This window comes from Hydrogenophaga sp. (assembly GCF_041633695.1).
Classification (GTDB): Bacteria; Pseudomonadota; Gammaproteobacteria; order Burkholderiales; family Burkholderiaceae_C; genus Hydrogenophaga.
Window position 1 is genome coordinate 1 of sequence record NZ_JBFJMY010000094.1, and the last position, 12,296, is coordinate 12,296.

General features: G+C 65.6%; 14 protein-coding genes and 1 pseudogene. 8 read left to right on the forward strand and 7 right to left on the reverse strand.

Annotated elements, in window-relative coordinates; all coding sequences use genetic code 11:
• On the reverse strand, positions 1-1,177 hold a 1,177-nt coding region (gene kynU, locus ABYB95_RS08095), incomplete at its 3' end, for a kynureninase (RefSeq protein ID WP_372657967.1).
• Positions 1,174-1,803: an arylformamidase gene (gene kynB, locus ABYB95_RS08100; RefSeq protein ID WP_372657968.1), complete on the reverse strand. Its 630-nt coding sequence runs from the start codon at positions 1,801-1,803 to the stop codon at positions 1,174-1,176. The genes kynB and kynU, both read right to left, overlap by 4 nt.
• Before the next feature lie 206 nt (positions 1,804-2,009).
• Here kynB and ABYB95_RS08105 point away from each other — a divergent pair, with 206 nt between their 5' ends.
• Genes ABYB95_RS08105 through ABYB95_RS08115 form a run of 3 tightly spaced genes read left to right on the forward strand, consistent with a single transcriptional unit; the run spans position 2,010 to position 4,425 of the window.
• Positions 2,010-2,294 carry a ferrous iron transport protein A gene (locus ABYB95_RS08105; protein WP_372657969.1) on the forward strand — a complete coding sequence of 95 codons (285 nt, stop codon included), beginning with the start codon at positions 2,010-2,012 and terminating at the stop codon, positions 2,292-2,294.
• Positions 2,291-4,183: a ferrous iron transporter B gene (locus tag ABYB95_RS08110; protein WP_372657970.1), complete on the forward strand. Its 1,893-nt coding sequence runs from the start codon at positions 2,291-2,293 to the stop codon at positions 4,181-4,183. Before ABYB95_RS08105 ends, ABYB95_RS08110 begins: the two co-directional genes overlap by 4 nt.
• A complete protein-coding gene (locus ABYB95_RS08115) occupies positions 4,180-4,425 on the forward strand; it encodes a hypothetical protein (protein WP_372657971.1) in 246 nt (81 codons plus the stop codon). Before ABYB95_RS08110 ends, ABYB95_RS08115 begins: the two co-directional genes overlap by 4 nt.
• 1 nt (position 4,426) lies before the next feature.
• On the opposite strand, the gene ABYB95_RS08120 is transcribed toward ABYB95_RS08115, so the two are convergent.
• The 4 genes from ABYB95_RS08120 to ABYB95_RS08135 are packed head-to-tail and all read right to left on the reverse strand — an operon-like array spanning position 4,427 to position 7,894.
• Entirely contained in the window at positions 4,427-4,735 is a 309-nt protein-coding gene (locus ABYB95_RS08120) for a YkgJ family cysteine cluster protein (protein WP_372657972.1), read from the reverse strand.
• Positions 4,736-4,769: 34 nt separating this feature from the next.
• Positions 4,770-5,693: a class I SAM-dependent methyltransferase gene (locus ABYB95_RS08125; protein ID WP_372657973.1), complete on the reverse strand. Its 924-nt coding sequence runs from the start codon at positions 5,691-5,693 to the stop codon at positions 4,770-4,772.
• Positions 5,694-5,736: 43 nt separating this feature from the next.
• Positions 5,737-6,684, reverse strand: a complete 948-nt coding sequence (gene argF, locus ABYB95_RS08130; RefSeq protein WP_372657974.1) for an ornithine carbamoyltransferase — start codon at positions 6,682-6,684, stop codon at positions 5,737-5,739.
• Between the two features lie 10 nt (positions 6,685-6,694).
• Complete coding sequence (locus ABYB95_RS08135; RefSeq protein WP_372657975.1) at positions 6,695-7,894, reverse strand: aspartate aminotransferase family protein; 1,200 nt, start codon at positions 7,892-7,894, stop codon at positions 6,695-6,697.
• Positions 7,895-8,195: 301 nt separating this feature from the next.
• On the opposite strand from ABYB95_RS08135, the gene ABYB95_RS08140 reads away from it, so the two are divergent.
• On the forward strand, positions 8,196-8,513 hold the full coding sequence (locus ABYB95_RS08140) for a DUF3579 domain-containing protein (protein ID WP_372657976.1): 318 nt from the start codon (positions 8,196-8,198) through the stop codon (positions 8,511-8,513).
• A gap of 184 nt (positions 8,514-8,697) precedes the next feature.
• On the opposite strand, the gene rpsT is transcribed toward ABYB95_RS08140, so the two are convergent.
• The gene (gene rpsT, locus ABYB95_RS08145; RefSeq protein ID WP_372657977.1) at positions 8,698-8,997 is read right to left on the reverse strand and encodes a 30S ribosomal protein S20; all 300 of its coding nucleotides are present in this window, start codon (positions 8,995-8,997) and stop codon (positions 8,698-8,700) included.
• Between the two features lie 87 nt (positions 8,998-9,084).
• Here rpsT and murJ point away from each other — a divergent pair, with 87 nt between their 5' ends.
• The 4 genes and pseudogenes from murJ to ABYB95_RS08165 form a co-directional block, all read left to right on the forward strand.
• A complete protein-coding gene (murJ, locus tag ABYB95_RS08150; RefSeq protein WP_372657978.1) occupies positions 9,085-10,650 on the forward strand; it encodes a murein biosynthesis integral membrane protein MurJ in 1,566 nt (521 codons plus the stop codon).
• Positions 10,651-10,686: 36 nt separating this feature from the next.
• A complete protein-coding gene (locus tag ABYB95_RS08155) occupies positions 10,687-11,538 on the forward strand; it encodes a SirB1 family protein (RefSeq protein ID WP_372657980.1) in 852 nt (283 codons plus the stop codon).
• A 147-nt stretch (positions 11,539-11,685) separates the two neighbouring features.
• Complete coding sequence (locus ABYB95_RS08160) at positions 11,686-12,078, forward strand: PA2779 family protein (RefSeq protein ID WP_372657979.1); 393 nt, start codon at positions 11,686-11,688, stop codon at positions 12,076-12,078.
• A gap of 32 nt (positions 12,079-12,110) precedes the next feature.
• A pseudogene (locus tag ABYB95_RS08165) lies at positions 12,111-12,296 on the forward strand (hypothetical protein); the annotation flags it as partial.

Genomic DNA, 12,296 nt, shown 5'->3' on the forward strand with positions numbered 1-12,296 from the left:
AGCCAAAGCGCAGGATGTCTGGGGATGCCGTTCGCCCTGAACCCGTCGAAGGGTTCCCGGCACGGAAGTCGCCCACCACGCCGCGAGCGATCAGCGCTTGCACGATGGCGTAGGCGCCTTCTTGCCTGGAGAGGCAGACCTGCGAGCCGCGTTGTGCGTGCTCGCGCGGCGTGGCCAGACCCAGCCCGTGGCCGCTGCAGCGCGCCTCGACCAGTGTGATGAACAGGTCGCTCAGCGCCAGCGATTTTTTGCGCAGCGCGTCCATGCCACCCAAGGCTTCGGCGGCCAGCGCCGCATCGAGCCCACAGTCCAGCGCGGCCAGGCTGATCATGGATTGGGTGCCGCACATGTAGCGGGTGATGCCGCTGGCGGGCTGGTAGTCGGGTGTGAACTCGAAGGGTGCGGCATGCCCCCACCAGCCGGCCAGGGGTTGCCAGAAGCGCTCGGTGTGCAAGGGGTTGACCCAGACGAAGGCGGGCGCGCCGGGGCCGCCGTTCAGGTATTTGTAGCCGCAGCCCACGGCGAAATCGGCTTTGGCGGCGGTGAGGTTCACCGGCACCGCGCCGGCGCTGTGGGCCAGGTCCCACACGGTCAGAATGCCTTCGGCGTGGGCCGCAGCGGTGATCGCTGCCATGTCGTGCATGGCGCCGGTGCGGTAGTTCACATGCGTGAGCATCAAGACCGCGACCTCGGCGCTGAGCGAGGTGGCGATGTCTTCGGGTTCGACCAGCACCAGCTCGTAGCCGCGCTCTTTGCAAAGGGCTTCAGCGATGTAGAGATCGGTGGGGAAGTTGCTGCGCTCGCTCACGATGCGCTGGCGGCGCGGCGCGTCTTCCCTGGCGATGTTGAGTGCGGCGGACAAGACTTTGAACAGGTTGATCGAGGTGCTGTCGGTGGCGACCACTTCGCCGGCCTGGGCGCCGATCAGGCGCGCGATCTTGTCGCCCACCTTGTGCGGCTGGCCGAACCAGCCGTTCTTGTTCCAGCTTTGAATGAGGTCGGTACCCCATTCGCGGGCGACCACGTCGGCCACGCGCGCGGGAGCGGTCTTGGGCATCACACCCAACGAATTGCCGTCGAGATAAATCACGCCGGGCGGCAAGGCGAACAGGTCGCGCATGGCACGCAGCGGGTCTTGCTGGTCCAGGGATTGGCAGTGATGCAGGTTAGGGGTCATGGCCGTTTTCTCAGGATGGCGCGCACGGGCGAGGCGTCGGCGGTCATCAGTTTCAGGGGCAGGGCGATGAGTTCGTAGTCGCCCTCGGGCACGTCGTCGAGCAGCAGGTTTTCCAGCACGCGCAGACCGCGCCGGCGGATCACCTGGTGGCTCTCCAGGGGCTTGCTGTCGGCCGGGTCGATGCTGGCGCTGTCGGTGCCGATCAGCAGCACGCCCAGGTCGGCCAGGTGCTCGATGGTCTCGGGCGCGAAGGCGGGCAGGGCGGTGTCGAACGTGGTTTGCGGCATGCGTTCATAGACACGGACGAGCACGCGTGGCGGCAAGTCTTTCCATGCGTGTTCGATGTGGTGCCACTGCACCAGCGGGCCGCAGCCGATGGCGTGGATGACGCGGCAGGGGCCGAGGTAGGGCGTCAGATCGAGCTGGCCCGGCGTGGCGCCGTTCGGGTCGTAGTGCAGCGGCGCGTCGGCATGGGCACCGGCGTGGGGCGAGAGCGTGATGGCGCTGACGTTGACCGGGCAGCCAGGCCCCAGCGTGGCCGACCAGTCTTGTTGGTAGGCCGTGTCACCGGGGAAGACCGGCGTGCCGGCGTGTAACGGAGGCGAGATGTCCCAGAGGTCTTGCATAACCGGTGAAGGTAACGAAGCTGCGGATTCGTGGTGTCGGTTATCTCCAACAAGTGGCCGAAGTTTCGGGTGCGTGGCTGTCGGGGGGACGGCCGGCGATCTGATCTGTATCAAGGCGGCGCCAGTTCCTGGGGGGCCAGCGGTGGATTTTCGAAAATGAAGCGCGGCTTAAGGTAAGAATAAGAATCGTTATCAACAATCAGCCCATGAACCAGATTGCGCCACCAACTGTCGAACAAGGTCTGCACCAATGGCCGAGCCAGATCCTGGCCGAGGTGACGGGGTTTGCCCCCACCACCGACGCCGAGGACCAGGACGTGTTGCGGCGCCTGCTGGAGATCGGCTTTCTGCCCGGCGAGACGGTGCGTGTGGTGGCGCGCAGCTTTCCGCGCAACGACCCCATCGCGGTGCGGGTGGGTCACACCACGTTTGCCCTGCGCAGCCGCGAGGCGGCGTTGATCCGTGTACGCTCCTTCTCTGCCTGGCCATGAACACCGCCTCCACCATCCAACCGCTGCGCATCGCGCTGCTCGGCAACCCGAACTGTGGCAAGACCGCGCTCTTCAACCTGCTCACCGGCAGCCGCCAGAAGGTGGCGAACTACGCAGGGGTCACGGTGGAGCGCAAAGAGGGCGAGCTGCACACGCCGCTGGGCAAAAAGGTGCTGGTGCTGGACTTGCCCGGCGCCTACAGCCTGAATGCCCTGAGTGCCGACGAGGCGGTGACCCGCGATGTGGTCACCGGCAACCGTGTCCGCGAGCAGCGGCCCGATTTGATCGTCTGTGTCGTCGACGCCACCAACCTCAAGCTCAATCTGCGCATGGTGCTGGAGGCGCGGGCGCTCGGCCTGCCCATGGTGCTGGCGCTGAACATGTGCGACGTGGCCCGCCAGAGCGGCATAGAGGTGGACCGTGCCGTGCTGTCGCACGAACTGGGCATGCCGGTGGTGGAGACGGTGGGCGTGCAGCACGATGGCGCGCGTGCGCTGTTGGCGCAGCTCGATGCGCTGGACTTGGGCGCCAGGGTGTCGGCGCCCGCTTCGCTGCACTGGAACGCCAGCACGGTGGAGCAGGTGATGGCCACGCAGCAGGCGGTGCGCCGCATCGTGTCGTTGGCCGTGACCGAACCGGCAGACACCTTGCACCGGGACGACGCGATCGACCGCGTCGTGTTGCACCCGCTGTGGGGCATGCTGCTGCTGGCCTTCACTTTGTTCATGATGTTCCAGGCGGTGTTCAGTTGGGCGGCCTGGCCGATGGACCAGATCAAGTCCGGCGTGGCGCTGCTGTCGGCGGGCGTCCAGCACCTGTTGCCGCCGGGTGTGCTCAGCAGTTTGATCACCGACGGCATCATCGCCGGGGCGGGCGGGGTGCTGGTGTTCCTGCCGCAGATTTTGGTGCTGTTCTTCTTCATCCTGGTGCTGGAAGATTCCGGCTACCTGCCGCGCGCGGCCTTTCTGCTCGATCGCGTGATGGGCACGGTGGGTCTGTCGGGCCGCTCTTTTATTCCGCTGCTCTCCAGCTTCGCCTGCGCCGTGCCCGGCGTCATGGCCACGCGCACCATCACGCACTGGCGCGACCGCCTGGTCACCATCATGATCGCGCCGCTCATGACCTGTTCGGCAAGGCTGCCGGTGTACGCGCTGCTGATCGGCGCCTTCATCCCCTCGCGCACCGTGTGGGGCGTGTTCAACCTGCAAGGTTTGGTGATGTTCGGCTTGTACCTGGGTGGCATCGTTTCAGCCATGGCGGTGGCCGGCGTGTTCCTGCTCTGGCGCGGGCACACGCGGCCCACGCCCCTCATCATGGAGCTGCCGTCGTACCGGCTACCCAACCCGCGCAGCCTGGCGCGGGGTCTGTACGAGCGCGGCATGGTCTTCGTCCAGCGCGTGGGCGGCATTCTGCTGGCGTTGATGATCCTGCTCTGGTTCCTCGCCTCTTTTCCCGGCCTGCCCGAAGGTGCGACGGGGCCGGCCATCCAATACAGCTACGCCGGGCGCATTGGCCAGTGGCTGGAGGTGCTGGTCGCACCCATCGGCTTCAACTGGCAGATCGCGATTGCGCTGGTGCCGGGCATGGCCGCGCGCGAGGTGGCGGTGGGCGCCCTGGGCACGGTGTACGCGCTCTCGGCCACCGGTGACGACACGGCGGCGCAGCTGGGCACGATCATTGCACAGGGTTGGTCGCTGGCCACGGCCTTGTCGCTGCTGGTCTGGTACGTGTTCGCGCCGCAGTGCATCTCCACCTTGGTGGCGGTCAAACGCGAGACCAATGGCTGGCGCTACCCGCTGCTGATGACGGCGTATTTGTTTGGCCTGGCCTACGCGGCCAGCTTCGTCACCTACCGCGTGACGCTGATGCTGTCGGGGGCCGGGGCATGACGCAGGAATGGATAACAGCGGTGATCGTGTTCGTGGCGGCGGCCTACGCCCTCTGGTACTGGTTGCCTGCAGGCTTGCGCCAACGGCTGGGCCGGGTGCACCGCACACTGGCCCAGGTGCCCGGTTGCGGCGACTGCTCCAGCAGTTGTGGGGGCTGCGCCCAGGCAGACGAAACGCCGAAGTTTGAGGCGGGCAAATTCCGGATCATTCCGATGGTTTCGCAACCGCCTTCGGAACGCTGAGCTACAACGGCGGCAGCCCATGGCGTGCCCGGGCGCGCTCGCAGGTTTCACTGCCTTCGGCGAACTCCCGGCAAGGTGACGGACGCCACTCGTAGATCCCGCAGCCCACGCGCTGGCCGATCTGGCCGGTGAGCGCAGCGCAGCGCGGCGGGCTGTGGTCGGTGCCGCGCATGCGCGCCGTGTACTGGGTGACGTCGGCGGCCAGACCATCGGGCACCGCACCACCCGCAGCCTGGGTCTCCATCACCGAAAAATCGACACGGAAGCTGGCGCAGCAGGCGCCACAGCTCTGGCAGGTGTTCAAGGACATGGCGTCGGCTCTGGGGCTGGGCGCGGCCGACCGTTCAGCGGGGCGGCAGCTCGGGCGCCCGGTACAGCAACACCTTGAGCGCCCGCTCGGGCGAGGCGTCGGCAAAGGTGGCGGGATTGGGCAGGCGGCGCTCGAACAGCAGCTCGGGCGCGGCCTGCGCCATTTGCGCCTGCAGAAAATCCAGCCCCAGTTCGGGCGCGTTCAGGCAGAGCATCAGCTGTCCACCGGGGCGCAGCAAATCCGGCAGGCGCCGCATCAGGCGCACATAGTCTTTGGTGGCGACGAAGCTGCCCTTCTGGTAGCTCGGCGGATCGACGATCACCAGGTGGTAGGGGCCGCTGCGCGTGATCTTGCCCCAGGTCTTGAAGATGTCGTGGGTCAGAAAGCTGGCACCGGCCTGCACGCCGTTGAGCGCGTGGTTCTGTTGCCCGATGGCCATGGCACCCTGGCTCATGTCCACATTGACCACGTGTTTGGCGCCCGCTTGCAAGGCCACCACGGAAAACGCGCAGGTGTAGGCAAACAGGTTGAGCACCTTGGCGCCAGCGGCCTGCTCGCGCACCCACTGGCGGCCCGCCGCCATGTCCAGAAACAGGCCGTGGTTCTGGCCTTTCAACACGTGCACCAGAAAGCGGCTGCCGCCCTCGCTCACCGCGTGCGGCTCGGGCACGGCGCCGGCCATCAGGCGGGTTTCGGTGCGGCCATCGAGGCGGGTCTGGAACACCCAGTTCAGCGCTTCCCCGGGTGCGATCTCGGCCCAGCGGCTGGCGAGCGCGTCGTGCACGGCGGCCAGCGCGGCGTCGTCCACCGCTTGGAAACTGGTGAGCACAAACACGGGCGGAAAGGCGTCCAGCGACCACTGCTCGCAGCCGGGATGCAGGCCGCCCCGGCCGTGAAAAATGCGCTGCGCGTCGGTGGGGCGCGCCATCTGCGCGATGGCGTTGAGCAGGGCTTGCATGTTCAGACCGCGTCGGGCGGCTTGCGCACCAGCCTCGTCGGGCTCAATACTGGCGTCCCAGCAGCAGGTACTCCATGAGGGCTTTCTGGGCGTGCATGCGGTTTTCCGCTTCGTCCCAGACCACGCTTTGTGGGCCATCGATCACGTCGGCCATCACCTCTTCGCCACGGTGCGCGGGCAGGCAGTGCATGAAGAGCGCGTCGGGCTTGGCGGCCTTCATCATGGCTTCGTCCACGCACCAGTCGGCGAAGGCCTTGCGACGCGCTTCGTTCTCGGCCTCGTAGCCCATGCTGGTCCACACGTCCGTGGTGACCAGGTCGGCGCCGGCACAGGCTTCGCGCGGGTTTTTGAAGACCTTGTAGCAAGCCGGATTCGAGATGCCCGCGAGCTGGGGGTCGATCTCGTAGCCGCTGGGTGTGCTCACATGCACGGTGAAACCCAGCAACTCGGCCGCCTGCAGCCAGGTGTTGGCCATGTTGTTGCCGTCGCCCACCCAGGCCACCACCTTGCCACGCAGCGCGTCCAGCGGCTGGCCGCTGGCGGCGGGGCGGTGCTCACACAGCGTGAACAGGTCGGTGAGGATCTGGCAGGGGTGGAACTCGTTGGTCAAACCGTTGATGACGGGCACGCGCGAGTGGGCCGCGAAGCGCTCGAGCTTGGTGTGTTCGTAGGTGCGGATCATCACCAGATCCACCATGCGGCTGATGACCCTGGCGCTGTCCTCGATAGGTTCGGAGCGGCCGAGCTGGCTGTCGCCCGTGGTCAAGTGCACCACCGAACCGCCAAGCTGGTACATGCCCGCTTCGAAGCTCACGCGGGTGCGGGTGCTGGCCTTCTCGAAGATCAGGGCCAGCGTGCGGTCCGGGTCGGCGAAGGGCTGGTGCTTCTCCACCGCCTTGAACTTCTGTTTGATGAAGGCCGCGCGCTGGAACAGGTAGCCGTATTCATCGGCACCGAGGTCTTTGAATTGCAAGTAGTGCTGGATGCTCATGTCGGGGTGCTCACTCGGCAAGAAAGGTTTCGATCAGCGGCAACAAGATGGCGGCCACTTCGTCGGCTTCGGCGCTGTTCATGATCAGCGGTGGCACGATGCGGATCACCGTGTCGGCCGTGACGCTGATCAGCAGGCCGGCTTCGGCCGCACGCTGGGCCAGCACGCCGCAGGGCTTGTCCAGCTCGATGCCGATCATCAGGCCCTGGCCCCGGATGTCCTTCACGCCGGGCTTGCCCAGCAGGGCTTTTTCGAATGCGCCGCGCAACTGCGCGCCCACGCGGGCCGCGTTCTCCAGCAACCCCTCTTCTTCGATGATGCGGATGGTCTCCACCCCGGCGCGCATGGCCAGCGGGTTGCCGCCAAAGGTGGTGCCGTGGTTGCCCGGTGCAAAGATGCCGGCGGCTTTGGGGCCGGCCACCACCGCACCGATGGGCACGCCCGAGCCCAGGCCCTTGGCCAGCGGCATCACGTCGGGCTGGATGCCGGCCCACTGGTGGGCAAACCACTTGCCGGTGCGGCCCATGCCGCACTGCACTTCGTCGATCATCATCAGCCAGTCTTGTTGGTCGCACAAGGCGCGCAACTGCTGCAGGTATTCGATGCGCGCCGGATTCACGCCGCCTTCGCCCTGGATGGTCTCGAAGAAAACCGCCACCACGTTGGGGTTGCCTGCGGTGGCCTTCTTCAGCGCTTCGATGTCGTTCAGTGGCACGCGAATGAAGCCCTCGACCAGCGGGCCGAAGCCGGCCTGGATTTTGGGGTTGCCGGTGGCCGAGAGGGTGGCGATGCTGCGGCCATGGAAGGCTTTTTCATAGACCACGATTTGCGGGCGCTCAATGCCCTTGTCGTGGCCGTATTTGCGCGCCAGTTTCAGCGCGGCTTCGTTGGCTTCCAGGCCGCTGTTGCAAAAGAAGACGTTGCTGAGACCCGAGCGCTCCACCAGCAGGCTGGCGAGCTTTTCCTGGTCGGGCACATGGTAGTAGTTGCTGCAATGCATCATCTTGCCGACCTGGTCCTGCAAGGCCGGCACCAGTTTGGGGTGGGCGTGCCCCAAGGTGTTGACCGCGATGCCGGCCAGCGCGTCCAGGTATTCCTTGCCATGGACGTCCCACAGGCGGCAGCCTCGCCCGTGCGACATGGCGATCGGCAGGCGACCGTAGGTGTTCATCACGTGAGGGGAGGCGGCGGTCAACGGGGCAGCGGTCATGGGGAAAGCTCCGGGTGGAAAAAGAAGCGGCTCAACAGCAGTTGAAGCGTGTTGAACCGTGGAGACACAATTCTAGGCGCTGCGCTTGGCACCGGCCTTGCTTGTTCGGCATCGGAGCGATGCACAAAGCCACGTCACCCGTTTGTGCCAGACTCCGGTTTCACCGCCTGGTACCTCGGGTAATCCCTGTATCAGGTCTTATATAAGATAGAATAGTTGCCGCCCTGCCTGGTGAGCGATCCTCGGTCTGGTGGTGGCATTCTGTCCCTTGCCGGGCCCTCTATCAGAAGGCTTTTCCCCGATGGTTTCACCTTCCGCCAAACAAGTGTTCATACAGGGGATCACCCAGAATGGCCACACTTTTCGCCCCAGCGACTGGGCGGAACGGCTGGCGGGTGTGATGAGCCAGTTCCGCCCGGGCGGCGCACAACCGGGCAGCCACATCTCTTATTCGCCCTGGTGCATTCCCACGGTGATCAACGGTGTCAAATGCGTGGTCGTGCACACCGATTTGCGCGAGGCCGAGCTCATGGCCTGGGACTTCTGCATGAACTTTGCCCGCGACAACAATCTGCAAGTGGGCGAAGCCTGCCTGCTGCCCGACCCGCCGAAGCGCTGAGCACGGGCGCGTTGGAGGCCTGCGCGCATGCAGCGCCCCTTCAAAAATGGCGCCCACAAAAAAGCCGTCTTGCGACGGCTTTTTTGCTTTTTTGCTGGCAGCGCACCGGTTTCAAACGGCGGACCGGGGAGGTCCGGGCTGTGGGCTTGCCGAGGCAGGCCCGTGGACCGTGAGGTCCGGCGGTTTAGGCAGCGGCGGTGGCCAGTGCTTTCACCTTGGTCGACAGGCGGCTCTTGTCGCGAGCGGCCTTGTTTTTGTGGAAGATGCCTTTGTCGGCGATCGTGTCCACAACGGTTTGCATCTTGGCAAACAGTTCGGTGGCCTTGGCCTTGTCACCGGTCAGAACGGCTTTTTCAACGTTCTTGACGGCGGTGCGGTATTTGGAACGCAGCGAGGAGTTGGCGGCGTTGATCTTGACGTCCTGGCGGACGCGTTTACGGCCTGATGCCAGGCGGGGGTTCTTTTTCTTCGGCTTGGTTGCCATGGTGAAATTCCTTCAATGTTTGGAGATGATGCCAGCAAAGCCCGCGATTTTAGCACGGCGTGCGGCCGGTCTGGCTACACTTCACCGGTGTCCCTGTTCAAATCCGCCTCTCTGGTTTCCCTGTTGACCCTGGCTTCGCGCATCACCGGTCTGGTGCGCGAGCTGCTCATGGCATCCACGTTCGGCGCCAGTGCGCTCACCGACGCCTTCAACGTGGCGTTCCGTATTCCCAATCTGTTGCGCCGCCTGTTCGCCGAAGGCGCGTTCAGCCAGGCCTTTGTGCCGGTGCTCGCCGGTGTGCGGGCGACCGAGGGCGACCAGGCGACCCGTGCCATGGTGGACCAGATCGCCACCGTGCTGGCCTGGGCGCTGACCATGACCTGCGTGCTGGGCGTCGCCGGTGCCCCGGTGCTGGTCTGGGCCATGGCCAGCGGCCTGCAGCAAAACCCGCAGGGTTTTGAGGTCGCGGTTTTCCTCACCCGCTGGATGTTTCCCTACATCGGCTTCATGTCGATGGTGGCGCTTTCGGCCGGCATTCTCAACACCTGGAAACATTTTGCGGTGCCTGCGGCCACGCCGGTGCTGCTCAATGTGGCGATGATCACCGCCGCGTGGCAAGGCGCGCCCTGGTTCGCGTCCATGGGAATCGAGCCCATCTATGCCATGGCCGCGGGTGTGCTGGTGGGCGGGGCGCTGCAACTGGGGGTGCAGATTCCCGCGCTGTACCGCCTGGGCATGCTGCCCCGCATCGGCTGGCGCTGGTCGTCCTTGCGCTCGGCCTGGCAACACCCCGGCACCCGCCGGGTGACCACGCTCATGCTGCCCGCCTTGCTGGGGGTGAGCGTGGCGCAGATTTCTTTGCTGATCAACACCCAGATCGCGTCCCACCTCACGACCGGCAGTGTGAGCTGGCTCACCTATGCCGACCGGCTGATGGAGTTTCCGACCGCCATGCTGGGCGTGGCGCTGGGTGTGGTCTTGCTGCCGCAGCTGGCGGCGGCGCGTGCGGCGGACGACGCGGCGCGTTACAGCGGCCTGCTCGACTGGGGCTTGCGGCTGGTGGTGTTGCTCGCCGTGCCGTGCGCGGTGGCCTTGCTCACGTTCGCCCGGCCACTGGTGTCGGTGCTGTACCACTACGGGGCCTTTTCCGGTGCCGACGTGGCGCAGACGGCGACCGCGCTCATGGGTTATGGCGCCGGCCTGGTCGGGCTGGTGGCCATCAAGGTGCTGGCGCCGGGGTTTTATGCCCGGCAGGACATCCGCACGCCGGTCACCATCGCCATCGTGGTGTTGGTGCTCACCCAGTGCCTGAACCTGCTGCTGGTGCCGCATCTGGCGCACGCCGGCCTGGCGCTGGCCATCGGCATTGGCGCCATGATCAATGCCAGCTGGTTGCTGGTGGGCTTGATACGGCGCGGCGCCTACCAGCCCAGCCCGGGCTGGGGGCGCTTTGTCTTGCAGGTGGTGGCCGCCAGCGCCTTGCTGGCGGTGTTTCTGATGTGGGCGGCGGCCCGGGTGAACTGGCTCGACTTTGCTGGCCATGCCCTGCAGCGCGTGGGCCTGCTGACCGTGTGCGTGCTGTTCGGGGTGGCCCTGTATTTTCTGAGTTTGTCGCTCTCGGGTTTGAAGCTGCGCCAATTCGTCCGAAAATAGACCCATTCCGCCACTTTGGCTGTGCCCCACATGCCCATGTCGTACGACTTCACCGAGCCCACGCCGCTGGGCTATTTCGCCGCGCTGGTGAGGGACGACGCGGCCCTTCCTTTGCTCGAAGCCGCCATCTGCATCGCCCAGGACGAATACGCCGACCTGAATGTGCAGCAGGTGTTGAGCGATGTGGACCAGATGCTGGCCCGGGTGCAGCGCCGTTGCGCGCCGGACGCTGGCCCGCTGCAGCGGCTGCGGGCCTTGTACCAGTTCTTTTTCCGTGACATGGGCTTTGGCGGCAATGTCAACAACTACTACGACCCCGACAACAGCTATCTGAACGCGGTGCTCAAGACGCGCCGGGGCATTCCGATTTCGCTGGCTGTTTTGTGGCTGGAACTGGCGCAAGGCCTGGGGCTTTCGGCGCACGGTGTGGGCTTTCCCGGGCATTTCATGCTCAAGGTCACCCTGCCCAATGGACAGGTGGTGATCGATCCGTTTTCCGGCGTGTCCCTGAGCCGCGAAGAACTGTCTGAGCGGCTGGAGCCCTTCAAGCGCCGCAGTGGGCTGGTGGACGATTTTGACGTGCCGGTGGGGCTGTATCTGCAAGCCGCTCCGGCGCGCGACATCCTGGCGCGCATGCTGCGCAACCTGAAGGAAATCCACCAGTCGCAGGAAGACTGGCTGCGCCTGATCGCGGTGCAGGACCGCTTGGTGATTCTCTTGCCCGACGCCTGGACCGAATACCGCGACCGGGGCCTGGCCTGGGCCGAGATGGGCGATGCTCCGCTGGCGGTGAAAGACCTGGAAATCTACGCCAGCCAAACCGACGACGACCTGGGCCGCGACGCGGTCCAGCAGCGCCTGCAGGAACTGCGCCGCGCGCTCAGCTAGGGCCTGGTCGCAGGTCCGGGCAGACTTTTGTGCCACAAAGGTGTGAGCCGGTGTAAGCCCTGTTGACCCCGGCCATCAAGCCGGTGTACATAGGTAGGCGGGCTTGTGGCAAATGTTGCTGCAGCGCAATCAACCGGATCCACCACCATGATGAAAACATTCAAGCGGCTCGTCGCCGCCCTGCTGATCCCTTGCATGACCTTGGCGGGCATTCCCATGAGTGCCCATGCCGGCATCGTTTCGACAGAAGCGGCCATTGCCACGCCCCAGGCCGCCGCCCAGCGCGCGCAAGTCACGGCTTTCTTGAACCGCGACGATGTGCGCAGTGCCTTGCAGGCCCAGGGGGTGGACGCCCAGGACGCTGTGGCGCGCGTGCAGGCCATGTCCGACGTCGAGGTGGCGCAACTCGCCGACCGTGTGGACCAGGCACCCGCTGGCGCTGGCGTGGTCGGGATTCTGTTCACCGTGTTCCTGGTTCTGCTGGTGACCGACATTCTGGGTTTTACCAAGGTCTTCCCGTTCACCCGAGCGATGCGGTGATCGGCTGGTCCATCGGCCTTAGAACCCCCGCCTTGGCGGGGGTTCTTGTTTGTGGGCTGTGGCTCTCGGGTTGTGCCTCGCCGCCGCAACTGGTGGCGCTCGAACAGCAGTGGCCCAGCCATTTGCCTGAGCAGGTGCTGCTGGAGCAAGTGCCGTTTCTGCCGCAGGGCGATCGGCTTTGTGGGCCTGCGTCGCTGGCCATGGTGGCGCAGGCGGCG

What these genes read in the sequence shown, in the direction of transcription:
- kynB (WP_372657968.1), bottom strand. Translation starts at nt 1,803, where the DNA reads ATGCAAGACCTCTGGGACATCTCGCCTCCGTTACACGCCGGCACGCCG.
- ABYB95_RS08105 (WP_372657969.1), top strand. Translation starts at nt 2,010, where the DNA reads ATGAACCAGATTGCGCCACCAACTGTCGAACAAGGTCTGCACCAATGG.
- ABYB95_RS08110 (WP_372657970.1), top strand. Translation starts at nt 2,291, where the DNA reads ATGAACACCGCCTCCACCATCCAACCGCTGCGCATCGCGCTGCTCGGC.
- ABYB95_RS08115 (WP_372657971.1), top strand. Translation starts at nt 4,180, where the DNA reads ATGACGCAGGAATGGATAACAGCGGTGATCGTGTTCGTGGCGGCGGCC.
- ABYB95_RS08120 (WP_372657972.1), bottom strand. Translation starts at nt 4,735, where the DNA reads ATGTCCTTGAACACCTGCCAGAGCTGTGGCGCCTGCTGCGCCAGCTTC.
- ABYB95_RS08125 (WP_372657973.1), bottom strand. Translation starts at nt 5,693, where the DNA reads ATGCAAGCCCTGCTCAACGCCATCGCGCAGATGGCGCGCCCCACCGAC.
- argF (WP_372657974.1), bottom strand. Translation starts at nt 6,684, where the DNA reads ATGAGCATCCAGCACTACTTGCAATTCAAAGACCTCGGTGCCGATGAA.
- ABYB95_RS08135 (WP_372657975.1), bottom strand. Translation starts at nt 7,894, where the DNA reads ATGACCGCTGCCCCGTTGACCGCCGCCTCCCCTCACGTGATGAACACC.
- ABYB95_RS08140 (WP_372657976.1), top strand. Translation starts at nt 8,196, where the DNA reads ATGGTTTCACCTTCCGCCAAACAAGTGTTCATACAGGGGATCACCCAG.
- rpsT (WP_372657977.1), bottom strand. Translation starts at nt 8,997, where the DNA reads ATGGCAACCAAGCCGAAGAAAAAGAACCCCCGCCTGGCATCAGGCCGT.
- ABYB95_RS08155 (WP_372657980.1), top strand. Translation starts at nt 10,687, where the DNA reads ATGTCGTACGACTTCACCGAGCCCACGCCGCTGGGCTATTTCGCCGCG.
- ABYB95_RS08160 (WP_372657979.1), top strand. Translation starts at nt 11,686, where the DNA reads ATGATGAAAACATTCAAGCGGCTCGTCGCCGCCCTGCTGATCCCTTGC.